General features: G+C 38.3%; 14 protein-coding genes. 11 read left to right on the forward strand and 3 right to left on the reverse strand.

Features of this window, described 5'->3' with window-relative positions; all coding sequences use genetic code 11:
- Positions 1-65 precede the first annotated feature (65 nt).
- Complete coding sequence (locus tag EZY12_11745) at positions 66-635, reverse strand: photosystem I assembly protein Ycf4 (GenBank protein QSX70172.1); 570 nt, start codon at positions 633-635, stop codon at positions 66-68.
- Positions 636-1,479: 844 nt separating this feature from the next.
- Between EZY12_11745 and psbD the strand changes: the two genes are divergently transcribed.
- From psbD to EZY12_11765, 4 genes are all read left to right on the forward strand, one after another.
- Positions 1,480-2,535 carry a photosystem II D2 protein (photosystem q(a) protein) gene (psbD, locus tag EZY12_11750; protein QSX70173.1) on the forward strand — a complete coding sequence of 352 codons (1,056 nt, stop codon included), beginning with the start codon at positions 1,480-1,482 and terminating at the stop codon, positions 2,533-2,535.
- Positions 2,519-3,901 (forward strand): photosystem II reaction center protein CP43, encoded by a 1,383-nt coding sequence (gene psbC / locus EZY12_11755; GenBank protein ID QSX70174.1) that lies wholly within the window; start codon positions 2,519-2,521, stop codon positions 3,899-3,901. Before psbD ends, psbC begins: the two co-directional genes overlap by 17 nt.
- Before the next feature lie 686 nt (positions 3,902-4,587).
- Positions 4,588-5,577 carry a hypothetical protein gene (locus EZY12_11760; protein ID QSX70175.1) on the forward strand — a complete coding sequence of 330 codons (990 nt, stop codon included), beginning with the start codon at positions 4,588-4,590 and terminating at the stop codon, positions 5,575-5,577.
- Positions 5,578-5,754: 177 nt separating this feature from the next.
- The gene (locus tag EZY12_11765) at positions 5,755-6,381 is read left to right on the forward strand and encodes a Uma2 family endonuclease (GenBank protein ID QSX70176.1); all 627 of its coding nucleotides are present in this window, start codon (positions 5,755-5,757) and stop codon (positions 6,379-6,381) included.
- Positions 6,382-6,396: 15 nt separating this feature from the next.
- On the opposite strand, the gene EZY12_11770 is transcribed toward EZY12_11765, so the two are convergent.
- Entirely contained in the window at positions 6,397-7,230 is an 834-nt protein-coding gene (locus EZY12_11770; protein ID QSX70177.1) for an SWIM zinc finger family protein, read from the reverse strand.
- Between the two features lie 167 nt (positions 7,231-7,397).
- Positions 7,398-7,829 (reverse strand): VOC family protein, encoded by a 432-nt coding sequence (locus EZY12_11775; protein QSX70178.1) that lies wholly within the window; start codon positions 7,827-7,829, stop codon positions 7,398-7,400.
- A gap of 404 nt (positions 7,830-8,233) precedes the next feature.
- Between EZY12_11775 and EZY12_11780 the strand changes: the two genes are divergently transcribed.
- From EZY12_11780 to EZY12_11810, 7 genes are all read left to right on the forward strand, one after another.
- Positions 8,234-11,653 (forward strand): DEAD/DEAH box helicase family protein, encoded by a 3,420-nt coding sequence (locus EZY12_11780; GenBank protein ID QSX70179.1) that lies wholly within the window; start codon positions 8,234-8,236, stop codon positions 11,651-11,653.
- 4 nt (positions 11,654-11,657) lie between these two features.
- Positions 11,658-16,103: a DUF559 domain-containing protein gene (locus tag EZY12_11785; protein ID QSX70180.1), complete on the forward strand. Its 4,446-nt coding sequence runs from the start codon at positions 11,658-11,660 to the stop codon at positions 16,101-16,103.
- Positions 16,100-17,554, forward strand: a complete 1,455-nt coding sequence (locus EZY12_11790; GenBank protein ID QSX70181.1) for an AAA family ATPase — start codon at positions 16,100-16,102, stop codon at positions 17,552-17,554. Before EZY12_11785 ends, EZY12_11790 begins: the two co-directional genes overlap by 4 nt.
- Before the next feature lie 59 nt (positions 17,555-17,613).
- Positions 17,614-17,844, forward strand: a complete 231-nt coding sequence (locus EZY12_11795) for a hypothetical protein (GenBank protein ID QSX70182.1) — start codon at positions 17,614-17,616, stop codon at positions 17,842-17,844.
- Positions 17,841-18,239 (forward strand): type II toxin-antitoxin system VapC family toxin, encoded by a 399-nt coding sequence (locus tag EZY12_11800; GenBank protein ID QSX70183.1) that lies wholly within the window; start codon positions 17,841-17,843, stop codon positions 18,237-18,239. Before EZY12_11795 ends, EZY12_11800 begins: the two co-directional genes overlap by 4 nt.
- Before the next feature lie 335 nt (positions 18,240-18,574).
- Positions 18,575-18,739: a hypothetical protein gene (locus EZY12_11805; protein QSX70874.1), complete on the forward strand. Its 165-nt coding sequence runs from the start codon at positions 18,575-18,577 to the stop codon at positions 18,737-18,739.
- A 73-nt stretch (positions 18,740-18,812) separates the two neighbouring features.
- The gene (locus EZY12_11810) at positions 18,813-19,571 is read left to right on the forward strand and encodes a TIGR00297 family protein (protein ID QSX70184.1); all 759 of its coding nucleotides are present in this window, start codon (positions 18,813-18,815) and stop codon (positions 19,569-19,571) included.
- Positions 19,572-19,648 lie beyond the last annotated feature (77 nt).

Here is a 19,648-nt window from a genome sequence, read left to right on the forward strand (position 1 = left end):
GTATTTTAATTTTTAGATCCCCGACTTCTTTGAAAAGTCGGGGATCTTATTATTCACAAAAATGCCTAGAGTCCTTCTAAGGATACTCCTAAAAAACGAGCTAACTGGGCGCCTTGGGTTTCCAAATCAGCCAAAGATAATGGTTGACCTACTCTTGTGAGAGGAATATCCCTTCTACCCTTAACCCGAAGATACAAAGCCCGTTGAGGATTCAGACCTTCTTTAATCACAATTCTGACAGATTGGACATCTTTGATCCGTCCGTCAATTTGGATTTGACGGTTTTTCCCTGGAAAACCCCAACGAAAAATTTTTAATGTCCCTGTTTCCTGATTGAACTCATTATAGCCGCCGCCTAAATCCCATAAAACTACTAGCCATAAATATGTGGCTAATAGCAAGCCAGCAGTACCATATAATCCCATCACCAATCCTTGAGGGACAAATATTAGTTGCGTTGCATCAGTAACTATGAGTAAATTAACTTTGAGATAACTAGAGATACCAGCTAAGAAAAAACCAGTGGCTCCCATAGTCACAATGCTTGCCCACCAGTAGTTACTAAACCGACGGGAACCAAGGACTTTTTTATAAAGGAGGTTCTCGCTTTTGTTGATTGATGTTGATACCGTCATTAAACTACCTTGGACAATATTCTCAAGTCTGCCACTGAAGCAGCCTAGATTGCAAGTTATCAATGGGATGAGAACGAATGTTATTCTGTAATTAAGCGCACATTTTCCGCGCCTACACCAATATTTCTGAGAAAACCTGTGTCAAATTGTTAAAATTCTGATATTAGTAGTATTGAAGATCCTAAATATTTAACTTTCTGTCTCATATCCAGCGCAAACTCTGACGAATGTGATAAGTTAAGAATCATTACGGTACCACAATCTAGATTACTAGTTAATGGTAGCTACTCATGTCATGGGATAATTTATGAGAAATGATCACTTTGTCAAGTAGTCAGTTCTCACAATCTTAGTATCTGCAAAGCTGCCAAGATTGTCAAAAAAACGTTGAATTCCTCACAGCAGGTCAGTAACCCAGCCCTAAAGGGACTGAGCTTGCAAGAGAAATCAAACAAGCTGTACTGACCAGACCACCTAGAAATAGGTAGCCGTTATTTGAGTCACGACACCCCGGAATGCGAAGCTAGTTCCCTGCTCTGTCATTTGCAATTAAACAGTTTTAAGGTCACTGAAACAGTGTTGCAAGTATAACAAGCTCTTATAACAGGTCGAAGCTAACATCACCCCAGAAATGGGAGTTGGTTTTTCAGGTTTCCAATCAAAAAACCTGACTAAAATTTAAGATTCAAAGCGGTTAAAACCGCCCGTGTCGCTTCCCTCTCAGCCCTAAAGGGACTGAGTTTCCCGCATACCGCGAGGTCTTATGATATAAATCGGTAAAACACTGAAACACTGCTTAAAAAAAACGTTGTACTTTTAGTAAAAAAACGAGGATTTTAGTTAAATGACCATCGCAGTTGGACGCGCCCCTAGTAGAGGGTGGTTTGACGTATTAGACGACTGGTTAAAGCGCGATCGCTTCGTATTCGTAGGCTGGTCAGGAATATTATTATTCCCCTGTGCCTTCCTTGCGTTAGGCGGTTGGCTAACCGGTACAACCTTCGTCACATCTTGGTATACCCACGGACTAGCATCCTCCTATTTAGAAGGAGCTAACTTTCTCACAGTAGCAGTATCCACACCAGCTAATAGCATGGGACATTCCCTGTTGTTCCTGTGGGGTCCTGAAGCTCAAGGTGACTTCACCCGTTGGATTCAACTGGGTGGTTTGTGGCCTTTCGTAGCCTTACATGGTGCTTTCGGTCTGATTGGCTTTATGTTACGCCAATTTGAAGTAGCCCGTCTTGTAGGTCTTCGTCCTTATAACGCTCTTGCTTTCTCCGGTCCTATTGCCGTATTCGTCAGCGTTTTTCTGATGTATCCTTTAGGACAATCCAGCTGGTTTTTTGCCCCCAGCTTTGGAGTAGCCGCAATTTTCCGTTTCCTCCTATTCCTCCAAGGTTTCCATAACTGGACACTTAACCCCTTCCACATGATGGGTGTAGCAGGTATCTTAGGTGGGGCTTTACTTTGTGCCATTCATGGTGCGACAGTAGAAAACACCCTATTTGATGATGGTGAAGGTTCAAACACTTTCCGCGCCTTCAATCCTACCCAAGCTGAAGAAACCTACTCCATGGTGACAGCAAACCGTTTCTGGTCACAGATTTTCGGTGTTGCTTTCTCCAACAAACGTTGGTTACACTTCTTCATGTTGTTTGTCCCAGTTACAGGACTGTGGATGAGTTCCATTGGTATCGTTGGTTTAGCATTAAACCTGCGGGCTTATGACTTCGTTTCCCAAGAATTACGGGCAGCAGAAGACCCAGAGTTTGAAACTTTCTATACCAAAAATATTTTGCTAAACGAGGGTATCCGCGCTTGGATGGCTCCTCAAGATCAACCCCACGAACAGTTCGTATTCCCAGAGGAGGTACTCCCACGTGGTAACGCTCTCTAATAGAGTTATTAGTGGTGGACGCGACCAAGAATCCAGCGGTTTCGCTTGGTGGTCCGGCAACGCCCGTCTAATCAATTTATCTGGTAAACTGCTTGGCGCTCACGTAGCCCATGCTGGTTTAATCGTCTTCTGGGCTGGAGCAATGACTTTATTTGAAGTCTCTCACTTCGTCCCAGAAAAGCCCATGTATGAACAAGGCTTGATTCTGCTTCCTCACATTGCCACATTGGGTTGGGGCGTTGGTGCGGGTGGTGAAGTTTTTGATACATTCCCATATTTTGTTGTCGGTGTACTTCACTTAATTTCCTCCGCAGTTCTAGGTTTTGGCGGTATTTATCATGCCGTTCGTGGTCCTGAAACCTTAGAAGAATATTCTTCTTTCTTTGGTTATGACTGGAAAGACAAGAACAAAATGACCAACATCATCGGCTTCCACCTGATTATCTTAGGATGTGGTGCGTTGTTGTTGGTGCTGAAGGCTATGTTCTTCGGTGGAGTTTATGATACCTGGGCTCCAGGTGGTGGTGATGTGCGTGTGATTACTAATCCCACACTTAATCCAGCCATTATCTTCGGTTATCTAATCAAAGCTCCTTTCGGTGGCGAAGGCTGGATTGTGAGCGTTGATAACATGGAAGATCTTATCGGCGGTCACATCTGGGTTGCTTTGATTTGCATTGCCGGTGGTATCTGGCACATCTTCACTAAGCCTTTTGCTTGGGCGCGTCGGGCTTTGATCTGGTCAGGTGAAGCTTATCTTTCCTATAGCTTAGGCGCTCTTTCCTTGATGGGCTTTATCGCTTCTATCATGGTTTGGTATAACAACACTGCATACCCCAGCGAATTCTTTGGTCCTACTGGTCCTGAAGCTTCTCAAGCACAAGCTTTAACCTTCTTGATTCGTGACCAACGCTTAGGTGCTAACGTCGGTTCTGCTCAAGGTCCTACCGGTCTAGGTAAATACTTGATGCGCTCTCCTACTGGTGAAATCATCTTCGGTGGTGAAACCATGCGCTTCTGGGATTTCCGTGGTCCTTGGTTAGAGCCTCTTCGTGGTCCTAACGGTCTTGATTTAGAAAAAATCAAGAACGATATTCAACCTTGGCAAGCACGTCGTGCCGCTGAATACATGACACACGCTCCTCTGGGTTCTTTGAACTCTGTGGGTGGTGTAGCTACAGAAATTAACTCCTTTAACTATGTGTCTCCTCGCGCTTGGTTGGCGTGTTCACACTTCGTTTTAGGATTCTTCTTCCTCATTGGTCACTTGTGGCACGCAGGCCGCGCCCGTGCTGCTGCTGGTGGTTTTGAGAAAGGTATTAACCGTGATACAGAACCAGTCATGTTTATGCCTGACCTTGACTAGGATTTTCTTAGTTCGATTTCATTACTGACAATATAATGTTTTTTATAGCTCTTGCATGACAGCAAGGGCTTTTTTTGATGGTTTGTTTGAGGATTTTACTCACCTATATAGCGGTATGCACTTGAATGAGATACATCATAGCCCCCTCCTTGCTTGCGGGGAGCTACGGTGTACACACAAGTCTTCTAGAGTTGCCCCACAACGTTTAGATCCCCCCAACCCCCCTTAAAAAGGGGGGCTAAATTCTTCAAAGTCCCCCTTTTTAAGGGGGATTTAGGGCGATCGGATCACGTTTAGCATCCTGTCTAGAGATGTGTGTACACCGTAGCTTGCGGGGAGGGGGTTGAGGTTGGGGTTCTTGTATCTCACTCAACTAAAAAACGCTACATAACCCATATTCCGCACTTCATTTTGTAATATGCGAATATTTCCTTAATTTTATTTTTTATTGTTTTTAACAATACATATTTTATCAAATATTTTAAGTTTTAATACGTAATCTTTTAACCCTTATTAAGCATAATTCTTGAAAAGGCTCATACTACATTATGAAGTGCGGAATGTCGGATATAAATTTATAATGTGTTTAGTATTTTCATGTATAAAATTATCTTATATAGATATAATTATTTATACATTACTGATATTATGCGATTATACGAATAAATTCTGTAGAGAGTGAACTCATGAATAAGTTAAAGTTCGGCACATCTGTATTAACAGTTACTGCTAGTTTGTTAATGGGAACATCAATCAATCAAGTAGTTATGGCTGAGGAAGTTGTTGCAGAACCAATCACTCAGCCCGCTGTTATGGATGAAGTTGTTGCGACATCAATCACTGATGAAAAAAGTGAACCTCATCCTCAAGCAGGAACTTTCACTTATAGCGCAGGTGATTTATTTGCAAATGTACCACTAGATTTAAATATATTTTGCAAAAGTTATCCTTTAAATTCTCGCTGTACTGAGCGTTCTATTCCAGCAAAACCACAGACGGAAGAATCAAAACCACAGCCAGAAAAATCTCAACCTACAGAAGAAACTAGCCAAACTCCTAGAAAAACTAGTGGTTGGGCAATTACACCTGAAATTAGTACATTAGGTATTGGTGCAACAGTTACCAAATCTATCACACCTAATATCAATGCTAAAGTTGGGATTAATGGTTTAGGCGTAAGTGGAGACTTTGACGAATCTGGTGTCAAGTATAATGCTAACCTCAATCTATTCAATGTTTCTACTTTAGTTGATTACCATCCTTGGAACAATGCTGGTTTTCGTTTGACTGGAGGCTTGGTATTTCAAGATAACAATATAGAAGGAACTGGGAAAGCTACTGATAATGGAACGATTCAGATAGGTGACAACACATACACAAAAAATCAACTTCCATCAGTAAAAGCCAAGGTTTCCTTCGCCAATAGTGTCGCACCATATATTGGACTTGGTTGGGGTAATGCAGTTAAACCTGGAAAACATTGGGGATTTTCAGCTAATTTGGGTGTAATGTTTGCGGGTTCTCCAAAAGTAGATTTAACAGCACCGGGAGCAGACCCAACCGTCCTGGCACAAGTTCAGGCTGACATCGAAAAAGAAAGAAAACAACTAGAGGATGATCTCAATGGGTTCAATATTTATCCTGTTCTTTCTCTTGGTATTTCTTACCAATTTTAGATAACAATTTGGGGGTGCGTTAGATGTTGAAAATGTGTTCATTATTACTTAGTTATCAAATTTGACGCACCCTACAATAAATGTTTAGTATCATATTTGCGTAAATCAGACTTTTAATATTCCCACTGACCAGTTGCTATAATTAAATTAACTTGTATTTTATTCTCAGATATACAAATGATAATAACCAAACATCGGGCTAATAGAGTGATGCTTTATAACATCAGTTGGCAACAGTTTGAAAATCTCTTAAAAGATTTAGGAGAAAACCGTGCTGCTAGAGTGGCTTATGATGATGGAACTTTGGAAATTATGACACCTTTACCAGAACACGAATCTTATAAAGAAGTAATTAGTGATGCAGTTAAAGATATCGCTGAAGAGTTGGATTTAGACTATGAAAGTTTAGGTTCAACTACCTGGAAAAAAGAAGGCAAAATGGTAGGAATAGAGGCAGATAATTGCTTTTATTTTCAAAATGAAGCATTAGTTAGGGGTAGATTAGATTTAGATTTACAAAGAGATCCACCTCCTGATTTAGCACTAGAAATTGATATTACTAATAAGTCTTTAAATCGGTTTCCGATTTATGCTCGGTTGGGAGTTCCTGAAATTTGGTGTTATGATTCGGGTGAATTGAAGATTTATCTTTTGCAACATGGGGAATATATAGAATCTGAGAGAAGTTTAGTATTTCCTAGTTTAGAAATTCGGGATTTACCTAAATTAATTGAACAAAATCGGTTAAATGGTAGACGGGCAATTAGAAAAGCAGTGCGGGAATGGGTACATCAAAAGAGATAAAAATAGGAAAAATATTTATCCCCCTACATTCATTGCTGCTAAAAATGCTTTTTGACTGACATCTTTATAAATTGTTTGCAAATATTTCATTACCAAATCACCAGCAGGTGAATTAGTTGTATTTTCCTCATCTTTTGCTAAAGGAATTGTTCCTAATGTATCTAAAACTGTTTCACTTACAGCCGGGGAAATTACGACTAAAGACGATTCTAAAGGTTCTGCATATTGCCAAAAATCATCTATTTTAACGGGATATTGATTTTGAGAAATTTCTGGTTGAATTTCTGCTATTTCCTGAATTGTCTCGACGTTTTTACTACTGCGTAATTGACGTAAATCGCTGATAATCCGCTCTTTTGTCCGTCCACGTAATTGAAATAATACAAAAGGATCTTCACTAAAGCGATCGCCTAATTGATAATATACTGCACCTATATGTTTACAAGGAACCACTTTATCAGGACAAGAACATTTACCATGAACATCACCCAGAGTAAATGGAAACAATGATAAACCGTTACTAATAAAAACTTCTTCAATATTTTGTGGCATTTCTCCCGCTAATAACTTAGCAGCAAACAGCGCCTTTTGGGACATTGTTTCCACAACATAACCCCATTCTTCTTCAGTAAAAGCATCAAGAGATAAAGAAACTTTATAAGGTTCTACTTCACTCCCTTGGACTCTAGCTAATACTTTGGCAGCTTTAAATTTAATACTCAGAACATTTCCTTGTCGAGAATAATTTCTGGCCCGTTCTAAGCGCTTTTTAAATCGGTAAGAATCTAGTAAATCTAACCATCTTTGTGACCACCATTCCCGACTCGCTTGTAAAGTTTCGTTGCTCATAATTAATGCGAAAATAAAATGATTTTAGCCTATAAAAAAGTATTATGGTGGGCAATGCCCAGCCTACTTTAAATTTTTTATGTATTATTGAAGATTCTGCTATCAAACATTTTTTTAGGTGCATCTGAAAATATTTGATACACCATAAGAGATTTTTAAAACATCCTCTAAATCCTATCACCAATTGCAGTATATTCAGCATTGCCAAATATCGCCTCTGGATAGCGATAATACTTAAATTCCATTAAATTATAAAAAGGATCTTCTAGAAAAAAAGTGTAATGTTCTAGAAGAGAGTTAGCAAAGCGGTATTTGGGTTCTTCCCGAAATTTTAAATGTTTGCTTTTTGCCCTTTCTAATAATTCTTGCCAATTTTCTTCTTGGGTAAAAATTAAACCAAAATGTCGGGGATAAATTGCTTTCTGAGGTGTTAAAGTATCCTCGGTAACGTGGGCTACTAATTGATGTCCATAAAGATTGAGAATTAAAGCATGGGGGCTTTCACGTCCGGGTATACAGCCTAAACCGTCAACATAAAAGGCTTTGGTTTGGGGGATATCAGCGACGGGAAAAGCAAGATGGAATATGGGTTGGTTCATGGTGTGGGTGGGTAAATATAGCTATTATCAGATGCAAATTCTCGTTAGTGACTTTGGGCGTTACCTAAGTTTACTCTGTCCGCAGAATCTCAGCAACTTTAGCCTTAAGAGTGTCAATGTGTAGCTACTGTCTTGATTGTCAAGCGATCGCATTCTCAGAAAAACCAACTTGACAGCAATTCTCATTTTGAAACGAGTTTGCGCCATTTCAGCGAACTGCTTGCAGCAGTGCTTCGCTATCCCCTGATTTGTTAAGAATTGTAAAACCCTATGAATGTAAGGGTTTAAATGTCATGAAACCTTAAAATGAGAATTGCTGCTATAGGAGTATAATTAATTTTGCTTTATTACTTACTTCTAATAACGCACTTATGAGACTTACCCCCTTTACAAAGCAACGCTAAATGATATTAGACAATGAAAAATATAGGAAAGTTCATGAGTGGATTACAAAATATACAGAAGAAGGTACTGTAGATATTGTTACAGGTTATTTTACTGTTGGGGCTTTAGCTTATCTTTCTCAGGAAATTAATCATAAAATTGCTAAATTTCGATTAGTGCTTGGGGATATTGTTAATTTAGATCAAGTCGAGAATAGACCGTTAGATTTACTAAATGAAAATATTACCATTGAAGCGGCTCTGAATCTGAGTATTTTGGCACAGGAAGCTGTGATGTTTTTGAAACAGGACAAGGTTAAAGCAAAAACTTTAGAGCCGAATTTTTGTCATGCTAAGTGTTACTTATTTGAGCCATTTAAGGATGACGATCGCAACAAGTATTTTATTTCTGGTAGTTCCAATTTAACTGAAGCTGGAATTGGCCGAAAGCATACAAATAATTTAGAATTGAATATTGCTGAAACGGGAAATAATCATCAATATAAAGAGTTGGTAAAATGGTTTGATTCACTTTGGCATAAACCTCAAGCTCATCAAGAAAAAACTCTCTTGTTGAAAGATGGAACAACTAAAAAGGTAGATTTTAAGCAATATCTAATTCAGGAAATTGAAAAAATATTTATTAAATATACTCCCAGAGATATTTACTACAAGATATTATTTGAGTTATTTGGTAATCAAGTTTTGGAAATTGCGAATGATCCAGACTTTAATCGCCAAGTGGGCAGATTGGAGAATACGGCTATTTTTACTGCACTTTATGACTTTCAAAAAAAAGGTGTTCTGAGTCTGATTCGGATGCTCCAGAAATATGATGGAGCTATTTTAGCAGATGCGGTAGGTTTAGGAAAAACTTGGAGTGCCTTGGCTGTGATGAAATTTTTTCAGATGCAAGGACGAGAAGTTATATTACTTTGCCCCAAAAAATTAGAGAGTAACTGGAGACGCTATAAGGAAGATCAAGCATCAAAATTTGAAACCGATAAGCTTAAATTTTTCATTCGTTTTCATACCGATATGAATAGCGATCGCCTAAATTCCTATAATGATCGGGCTGATAAGTTTTTTTGTGATGACAAACCCAAGTTAATTGTAATTGATGAAAGTCATAACTTGAGAAATGATAAATCTAATCGTTATAAATTTTTAGTTGATAATATTTTAAAAAAGAATCAAGATATCAAAGTTCTGCTCATATCAGCAACTCCCATTAATAACTCCCTGAACGATGTCAGAAATCAATTTAAATTAATGGTTCAAGGTGATGTGCATGGCTATGATGCAAAATTAGGTGTAAGAAATATTGATTATTCCTTTAAACAGGCACAGACTATATTTAACGAGTGGCGCAGAGATGCCAAACCTCAAATCGGTAATTTTATTAAAAAGCTCTCAGACAATGATTTTTTTAGGTTAACAGATTCTCTATTAGTTGCCAGAACTCGAAAAATGGTAGAAAGTCAGCAAACAAATTTAGTATTTCCTACCAAAACAAAACCTAAAAATTTATTTGTGACACCACATCAGCTTGGTAATTTTGAAACCTTTGAGGAATTGTTTGATCATTTGCCACCGATGCTATCAGGATATCAGCCAGCTTTTTATTGGGATGATGAATCAGATAATAAAAAAGATGCTAAGAAAGATATATTACGGGATGAAAAGTCACGCGATCGCTTTCTAGTTAAGATGATTTATATCTTGATGGTGAAGCGATTGGAGTCTTCTTGGTTTTCTTTTTACTCAACGGTTGAGAAAATCAAAAACCATCATCAAAATGCTTTAGATAAGATTAAAGCATATCAAGCAAATAAAGTAAAAACGGTATTATTAGAAGATGATGTTTATACTTTAGAAAATGATGAAAATGATGATTTTACTCAAGTAGTGGAAGAATATACATTAGGTAAAAAACGCCCGATTAGTATCGCGGAAATTGATCAAGCTGGTAATTTGCATAAGTTTAAGGAGGATCTAAAAAAAGATTTAGATGCTCTCGATAAGCTTTCTGTCAATTTACAAAAGTTTGCTATCAAAATTGATAAAGAGATCAAGAACCCCAATCAGTTTAAATCCTGTGATGATAAGTTGGAGAAACTAATTGAAGAGATTATCAAAAAGCGCAAATCAGGAGCAAATAACCATAATCAAAAAGTGGTAATTTTTACAGTCTATCGTGATACAGCGCTGTATTTGTTTAATCAGCTTCGAGCTAGAGGTTTTGACAAGATGGCAATCGCATCGGGAACAGATTCATACTCAGATGATAGCCAACATAAACAGAAAATGGAGGCAATTTTAGAGAGATTTGCACCATATACCAAGCTATTTTGTGAAAAAGAATGGTCTTTTAGCTGTGAGAAACAAGGGTTAGAAGCTTTTGCAGAATGGCAAGAATGGGTTAAAGATAATCACCCTGAGACGTATCAAAAGCTGAATAATTCTATTGATATCTTGATTGCTACGGATGCTCTCAGTGAGGGACAAAATTTGCAAGATGCTGATATGGTGATTAATTACGATATTCATTGGAATCCTGTGCGAATTATCCAACGCATGGGAAGGATCGATCGCTTGGGTAGTCCTAATCAACAAATTTTTGGAATTAACTTCTGGCCTTCAGACAATATTAATTCCTATCTCAATTTGCAAGGACGGATTGAGCAGCGGATGGCAGCGATGAAGTTGGCAGGAGCCGAGGTAGATCATCAATTTTCTGATAGCTTTGCGAAGATGGTTCATGATGAAGAATTTGATCAAAAGATGAATGATTTGATGATGCAGCAAATGCAAGTCACTTGGGATGATATTGAAGTAAGCGATCAAGGGTTAGGCTTTGATAGTTTGTCTTTGGAGCGATATCGTCAGGATTTATTGGCAGAATTTAATCGTGACAAGGATAAATATCGCCAAATGCCAAAGGGTGTATATACGGGATTTGCAGCAGAGCAGAAATCTGGTGTTAGTGATGATTTGAGTGATGGCATCATTGCTTTGTTGGGGTATCCTGCGAAACCAGCTAAGAAATTAGATCATCAGTATCAGGTGTTTGATTTAATTTACATTGATAAATCAGGCAAGTTAATTTTAAAAAATCAAAAGGAAGTTTTAGATTTGCTAACCTTGTATAAGGAGAAAGAGCGTTCTGTACCTGATGCAATTGATCGTGGTGAGGCGGTGGTAATTGCAGAGTTGGTGAACGCGCTTAAAACTTGGTTAAGCAGTCAAGCAGTGCAAACTGAGGAAATGGCAGATGGTTCTATCAAAGAAACAATGGGTAATGAAACGCTGGGAATTTTGCAAGGCTTAAAAAAAGGTAATAAGGCTTCTATAAGTAGGATTAAGCAAAATGTTACAGTTGATGGTAAATATCAGCTTAATAATTTCGATTTAATCAGTTGGGTTTTAGTAACGGTATAAAATTATGCAACTAACAAGATTTAATGAAATAGATTTTTTACCTGCTTTAAAGGAGTTTTTTGGTAAGTCAAATCTAAATGTACCGATTAATTATGTAGATGATAAGCCGGTTTCGGCAAAAAAAATATTACAGAATACTTATAAAGATAATGAGGCTTTTAGGTTAATTAATGATGTTTATTTTGTTGGGTTAGTAGATGATGCAGCTTTTAGAGGGAATCAAAGTTTAGAGATTGATAAGATTAAATCAGATTATGATGGAATTTTGATTTTTGGGGTGACTTTAAATAATCGTGATCATGGACAATTACCAACGCGGTCGCATTTAGCAGAAATATCACGGGCTTTTAATCGGGAATTTTACTATACACCTGTAGTAGTGGTGTTTAAGTACAATGATGCAAATAGCGAATATCTAGCCTTTGCAAATACTGAGAGATTGAAATACAAGGACAATCGAGAAGGCGAAAAAGCGGGGAAGGTGACACTGTTACGGGATATTGATATTCGACAACCGCATTCGGGGCATGAACGTATTTTAGCAGAGTTAGCAATTCCGAAGACAGGTAAGGATCGGGTTGATTCTTTTGCTAAGTTATATGCTTATTGGCAGAAGGTACTTGATGTCAGCCTGTTAAATAAACAATTTTATCAAGAGATTTCGACTTGGTACTTTCATGCTTGTAAGCAGGTGGTTTTCCCAAAGGATGCTAAGAACGTTCAAGAAAGTTTGATCAGGTTAATTACGCGGTTAATGTTTGTTTGGTTTCTCAAGGAGAAAGGTTTAGTTCCTAGTGAATTATTTGATCGCGCTGATATTAAATCTATTCTCAAAAGTTTAGAGCCGCAAGAAAGCACTTATTACAAGGCGATTTTGCAGAATTTATTTTTTGCAACGCTGAATACGGAAGGTAAGCGCGAGTTTATTAAAAAAAGTTCGGGCGGGCGTAATTCGCAGCACATGGTACATAATGTGTTTCGCTATGAAGACTATTTTCAGAAGTCTGATCAGGTTATCAAGAAATATTTTGACGATATTCCTTTTTTAAATGGTGGTTTGTTTGAGTGTTTGGATGTTCCTTCAGAAAAAGACAAACCTGATACAGAAAAACGTATTGATGGGTTTAGCAATCATTCTTCTAATGTGTTATCTGTGCCAAATGAATTATTTTTTGGTGATTTTCAGGATGTCGATCTAAATGCCGATTTTGGCACGAGTCGCAAGAAATATCAGGTACGCGGCTTAATCGAAATCTTTAAAAGCTATAAATTTACGATTACAGAAAATACCACCTTTGAAGAAGATGTGGCGCTTGATCCTGAGTTGTTGGGGCAGGTATTTGAGAATTTATTGGCGGTTTACAATCCTGAAACACAGACGACGGCAAGGAAGCAGACGGGTTCTTTTTATACGCCGCGTGAGATTGTTAATTACATGGTGGATGAGAGTTTGATTGCTTATTTTAAGAATCATTTGCCCTCACCCCCAGCCCCTCTCCCTAGGGGAGAGGGGGGTAAGAAAGAAGAGGAGGGTAAGAAGCAAGAGCAGAACCAGAGTCTTACTCCCCCTTCTCCCTGGGGAGAAGGGGGCGGGGGGGATGAGGGCGATCGCCTTACTGGTAAGTTACGATTAATTCCTAAAGCGTTGTTGATCAGAGCAAGAGAGCTAAGGCAACAGCAAACCCCTGGCGAACAAGTGCTTTGGGAATGTTTACGCGATCGCCGTTTTTGTGATGCAAAATTTCGTCGTCAACACAATATTGGGCGATTTATTGCTGATTTTTACTGTCACAGTGCCAAATTGGTCATTGAACTAGACGGAAGTGTTCATAACTCACAAGTTGAGCAAGATCAAGAAAGAGATGCTTGGATGCGATCGCAGGGAATTACAGTTTTACGTTTTTCTAATCAGGAAGTTTTTGATGATTTAGAGAGAGTTTTGCTGAGAATTGCTGAGATTTTGCCCTCACCCCCAACCCCTCTCCCTAGGGGAGAGGGGGGTAAGAAAGAAGAGGGGGGTAAGAAAGAAGAGGAGGGTAAGAAAGGAGAGGAGGGTAAGAAAGGAGAGGAGGGTAAGAAAGGAGAGGAGGGTAAGAAGCAAGAGCAGAGCCAGAGTCTTACTCCCCCTTCTCCCTGGGGAGAAGGGGGCGGGGGGGATGAGGACAAACTTCGCCACTTACTTTCCTATACCGATGAGTCACACAAGTTTACAGAATCAGAAGTGGAGCGTTTAATTAAGGCTTTGGATAATTGCAAGATTCTCGATCCTGCTTGTGGTTCGGGGGCTTTCCCAATGGGTGTTTTGCAGAAAATGGTGCATATTTTGGCAAAGCTCGATCCGCGCAATCTGAGTTGGAAGCAGAGACAGATTGATCGCCTCAACCAATTAATTGTTGATGCAGAAGATATTGAAGATGAGAAAACGCGGACGGATACATTAACTAATCTGGAAGCGCAAAAGAAGAATTTAGAACGGGCGTTTGCGCGGAATGGGTTAGACTATGGGCGGAAGTTGTTTTTGATTCAAAATTGTATTTATGGGGTGGATATTCAGGCGATCGCTGTTCAAATTGCTAAGTTAAGATTTTTTATCTCTTTGATTATTGATCAACAAGAAGATCAAGATGAAACAAATCGAGGAATTTTACCTTTACCGAACTTAGAAACGAAATTTGTGGCGGCAAATTCATTAATTGGAGTTGCCAAAGTGCAACAATTATCAGTTTTTGATACCCAAGAAATTCAAGCCAAACGAAAACAATTGGAGCGGTTGCGACGGGATCATTTCTTTGCCAAGAGTTTGGAAACAAAGCGGAAGAAGCGCCAGGAAGATGAGCGTTTATCTCAGGAAATTGGTGAGATTTTGCGGCGCAATAAGTCGCCAAATGTGGAGTCGTTGCAATCATGGAAACCTTACGATCAAAATGCTTCCGCAGACTTTTTTGATCCTGAATGGATGTTTGGGATTAAAGACGGTTTTGATATTTGTATTGGTAATCCGCCCTATGTGAGACAGGAACAGATTAAAGAGTTAAAACCTGTATTTAAGCAAAACTTTCAATGCTTTACAGGTGTTGCAGATTTATTTGTTTATTTCTTTGAGCGTGGTTATCAATTGCTAAAAACTGGCGGTGTATTGAGTTATATCTGCTCAAATAAATATTTTCGTTCCGGTTATGGCGAAAAGTTGCGCGATTTTCTTGGCAAAAATACAACAATTCAGCAGCTTATTGATTTTGGTGATACGGATGTTTTTACAGCTATTGCTTATCCCAGTATTATTTTATTTAGTAAAGAAAAGGCTAGTAAGGATAACCAATTTAAAGCACTATCTTGGCAGCAAACAGAAGCATTAAATGAGTTTCCAACAGTGTTTAATGCTCAAAATTTCTTGATGCTGCAATCTGCACTTAAAGCTGATGGTTGGCGATTAGAAGATACACAGGTTTTAGATTTGTTGGCTAAGTTGCGAAATGCGGGTAAGCCTTTGGGAGAATATGTAAACGGTAAATTTTATCGTGGTATTTTGACAGGTTTTAATGAGGCTTTTGTAATTGATCGAGAAACAAGAGATAAATTAATTGCTGAACATCCATCATCTGCGGAAGTAATTAAGCCTTTGCTTCGTGGTCGTGATGTTAAAAGATGGTGTGTTGATTATCAAGATTTATATTTGATTTTCACAAGAAGAGGTATTGATATTAAAAAATATCCAGCAATTGAAAAACATCTAGGTCAATATAAAAATCGTTTAACTGCTGGTGTAGAAGGTGGACGTAAAGCAGGTAGTTATCAATGGTATGAAATTCAAGATAATGTCGCTTATTGGCAAGAATTTGAACAGCCTAAAATTATTTATCCCAATATTTGTAAACGTAATGAATTTGCTTGGGATGAATCAGGCTATTACACCAATCAGAAAGCCTTTATTATTCCTTGTGATGATAAAACTTTACTCGCCATTCTTAACTCTAGTGTAATGACATTTTTATTCGATAAGTTATTACCAAAATTGCAAGGTGATTTCTATGAACCAAGTTCGATCTTCATGAAAGATTTTCCTATCCCCACCGCCACCGAATCAGAACGTAAAGCAATAGAAATTCTTGTAAATTATGTCCTCCACCTCACTGCCATCCTCAAAGACATTCCTAATAGTAGCGACTCCTCCATGGACAAACTCATGACGCGATACTTCGAGCAAATCCTTGATGCCGCAGTCATGGAGCTATATTTACCTGAAGAACTGCATAAATATGAATATGACAAACACTTTATGCGTCATTTATTATCAGAAAATATACCAAATATTGATACAATCAAAGGCGATAAAATTCAAACATTGCGAGAAATATTTAATCGCCTATTTGAAAAAGATCACCCGATTAGAGTAGGAATATTTTTCTTAGATAGCATCCCCGTTGTGCGTACCATTCGAGGTTTAAAATGAGAATCACTAAAATTGCCCTTAAAAACTTTCGCGCCTTCTACGCAGATCATGAAATCGACTTGGGGAAAAAAGGCAGAAACTTACTTGTTTATGGTGAAAATGGCAGTGGTAAATCATCCTTACTCAAAGCAATTGAACTTTTTATCGACTCCCATGTACGGAATTATCAGTTTACTAATTATCGTAACTTTCACCGCATAGATACTGATGGCGGTCATGTCAAAATCTCCATGCGGGCTACCAAAAACGATCCTGAAACCACCTATGAATGGTCAGACACAACCCGCGAAACCGATGCCCCATTAATTCTCCAAGCCGCAAAAACGAGAGGTAGCCTAGATTACAAATCACTCCTAAAAGTTTATTTCCTGACACAGGATAACTCCGAAATTGATTTATTCAAACTATTAATAGAAGAAATTCTAAATAATACTCGCAATAATTTTACAGATAGATTGCTAAGTGAGGAATGGGAAGAAATTATTAATTATCCTATTCCCCGCAGTGCTAAACATACAAACAGGATTCAAGAACTGCAAAGCATATTAGATAACTTTAATAATGGTTTAGACAGCATCCTACAACTACTCAAAAACGAAGCTATAGACATCCTTAATCAATTTGACAACTCAATTATTATTGATTTTAACTTTAATAGACTGGAATTTGACTTACCCAATAAGTGTTTAACTGGAGGCAATGTTTATCTACAAGTTCACGTTAACCAAATTAACTTTACTTCGCCCCATCAATTTCTTAACGAAGCCAAACTTTCAGCGATCGCTCTCTCCATTTACCTAGCTGCCCTAAAAACTAATCCCAGTAGTCCCCTCAAAATACTTGTACTTGATGATGTCCTAATTGGCTTAGATATGTCTAACCGTATTCCCATCATTCATATCCTTAAAGAGAAATTCAATGATTATCAAATCTTTTTGATGACCTATGACAAAGAATGGTATGAATTGCTAAAGCGTCACTTTAACGACTGGAAAACTATAGAAATCTATGCAGGACGAGGTATTGATTACGAAATCCCAATTTTAGTTGAAAACAAAAAATATCTGGAGAAAGCCCAAAACTATTTGCAAGCCCACGATCACACAGCCGCCGCTGTTTATTTACGCAAAGCATTTGAGGTAAGAATAAAATCTTTCTGTGAAAAAATGAATCTTCGAGTCAAATATCGAGAAAGAGCTAAAGACCTTGATACTAATGACTTTTGGGAACCAATCATCAACGCTAAAAACTCGGATGGCACTCCCAAAAACTATATCAGCACAGCTTTAATATCATTACTTGGGCAACACCGCACTTTTATCATGAATCCCCTAAGTCATGCCACCCTTGCCTTTGCCCCTGCCAGGGAAATACAAGACGCAATTGACAGCATGAGACAGTTAGAAAATGAGCTTGATGCGATCGTCAATTCACGAAATAGCAACCTCTAGAAATGTTCTCTTTTCACCACCGAATTAGAATGAAAAATACAACAATAGGAGCTAAAGCAATGCAAAGCATACAAATAACTGCCCATGTCAACGATCAAGGCGTACTTCAGATTCCCCTACCCAACCACTCAGGCGAAGAACTAGAAATTTTACTTGTTTATCAACCCATCTCTAAACCCATAAAACGTCAATGGTCACAGCAATTTCTTAGCACCTTTGGCGCGTGGCAAGGCGAACCGCTAATTAGAGAACCTCAAGGAGAACAACCAGAACGAGAAGAACTCCTATGATTTATCTACTCGATACCAACACCTGCATTGGTTATATCAACCGCCGAAATCCTTCAATCTATCAGCATTTTCTAGCCGTTTCCCCCGATGATGTCTGTATTTGTGATGTCGTTAAATTTGAGCTTTATTATGGAGCTTATAAAGGTTCACGAACCACCGAAAACTTACAAATCCTAGATAAATTCTTTGCTGATTTAACTAGCCTTCCCTTTGAGGCAAAAGCCGCCCAAATCTGCGGACAAATACGTGCCGAACTACAAGCTAAAGGGACACCTATCGGAGCTTACGATCTACAAATTGCAGCGATCGCCTTAGCAAACAATCTCACCCTGATCACCCATAACACCAGAGAATTTGAACGAGTTGAAAACCTAGCCCTTGAGGATTGGGAGTAATGAACTATTGGCTAGTAAAATTCGCCCCATTCCGCTACAGTTGGCAAAAAATTCTATTACATGGCAAATTTGAAATTTATTCCGATGTTTGAATGTTGGAAAGACATAAAATAAATGACTACTTTACAAAACTTTACGTCGTGCTAAATTTTGCGGGTATCTTGTCTTTACCCCGGAACGACTAGCAAACGGTCAAGAAAGTCAAGAAACCAGATCAGAATGGCTTCAGGAAAATTCTATTAAATATTAATAGGTGAAAATAAGTTTTTTATCACAATTAAACTTGCTTGGACTTATCCCCTAAACTCATAACCTGATAACCTCTAAATTTTTGAGTGAAATTTGCCAGGGTAAAAGAAGTGGAGGAAGAACCGAAATTAAAAGCTATTCCCCGTCTTTTCAAAATGGGGTTAACTGTAGAACAAATTGCCGAAGCACTAGAATTAAAAATTGAAAAAGTTCAACAAGCTATGGAAAAGCAATGTAGAAAAGAATCTTAATATTAATGTGGTAAAAGAGGATAAAATCGTTTTATTAGCATAAAAACTTGAAAATCCTCATAATTTATCACTGATGTTATCTTTAATAGATTCTATAAATCCCTGGTTAATGGGATTAGGCTTAAATACGATTTTACTAGGAATAGTCGCTATTATTCCCAAAAAGTTGCTTACCCCCGCAGGTATACTTAATGCTGGGTTATTGGGAATTATCATTTGGGGAACACTAGGTTGGCAAGGATATCTAGTGGTAGTGTTTTATTTTATTGTCGGTTCTGGGGTAACACGCATTGGTATGGCAGAAAAAGAAGCCGCAGGAATTGCCGAAAAGCGTGCCGGTGCAAGAGGACCTGAAAACGTTTGGGGTTCAGCATTAATAGCGGCTTTGTGTGCCTTGGGAGTCTTGTTTTTCCCTGATTTTAAATATTTGCTATGTTTAGGTTATGTTGCTAGTTTTAGTACCAAACTATCGGATACTACTGCCAGTGAAGTTGGTAAAGCTTATGGTAAAAGCACCTTTTTAATTACGACACTGCAACCAGTTCCTAGAGGTACAGAAGGAGCAGTAAGTTTAGAAGGAACTGTTGCTGGTATGGTAGCATCAATTGCGATCGCTCTGGTTGGTTGGGGAGTAAATTTAATTAATCCCCTAGGTATTATTTGGTGTATCTTAGCCGCATTTATCGCTACCAATTTGGAAAGTGTTATTGGTGCAACTTTGCAATCTAAATATACCTGGCTTACCAATGAAGTTGTGAATATTATTAATACTCTAATTGGGGCAACTGCGGCAATCATACTGGCATTAATTTACCAAAATATTTTTGTTTAATTTTTCAGATCCCCGACTTCTTTAAGAAGTCGGGGATCTTGTGATTTGTTATTTTGCTTACAGAACTAAAAATTATG

Origin of the sequence: Dolichospermum sp. DET69, from assembly GCA_017355425.1 — a bacterium.
GTDB lineage: Bacteria > Cyanobacteriota > Cyanobacteriia > Cyanobacteriales > Nostocaceae > Dolichospermum.